The sequence below is a fragment of the Amycolatopsis sp. SID8362 genome (genome assembly GCF_010550475.1).
GTDB classification, from domain to species: Bacteria; Actinomycetota; Actinomycetes; order Mycobacteriales; family Pseudonocardiaceae; genus Amycolatopsis; species Amycolatopsis eburnea.
Window position 1 is genome coordinate 1 of the sequence record NZ_JAAGNB010001700.1, and the last position, 506, is coordinate 506.

1 pseudogene is annotated in these 506 nt (G+C 71.3%); it reads right to left on the minus strand.

The annotated features are described in order from the left end of the window. Positions 1–213 (minus strand): annotated as a pseudogene (locus G3I65_RS52035) (HSP18 transcriptional regulator); the annotation flags it as partial. Between the last annotated feature and the right edge of the window lie 293 nt (positions 214–506).

Sequence of the window (506 nt, forward strand, 5' to 3'; positions counted from 1 at the left end):
GACGCCGAGCGCCGGAGCCAGCGCCACCCAGCTCGCGCCCGCTCCCCTGGCCGCCGTGATCAGCTCCGGTTCCCAGCTGGTCAGTTCCTCGCGCAGCAGGCGCAGATCCGCCAGCGCCGCCAGCAGCCGGGTCTGGTCCGCGCGGCCTGCGCGGGCGGCCGCGACCACGTCGTGGATCCGGCGGACCGCGTCGGCGGGATCGGTCGCGTCCATCATCGTCATCCTTTCGACGACTCTCTTCTTGTCGTCACTACGACGACATGCTAGAACAGAGCCAAGCAAGGTTCGACCCCTTCACGGAGGGTAACGTTGCGTCCCCGAACGATGACAGGCGAGCCGGTCCGGGTGACCGCTCTGCTCGATGAGCTGCTGCGACGGATCGCCGCCGACGTGCCGGGCGCGCTCGGCGCCGCGGTGTCGGTGCACCACGACGACGGCCTCCCGCGGGTGGCCGCCACCCACGGGTTGTCGGCCGTGTTCGTGCCCGCGCAGCTGAACGGGTTCGG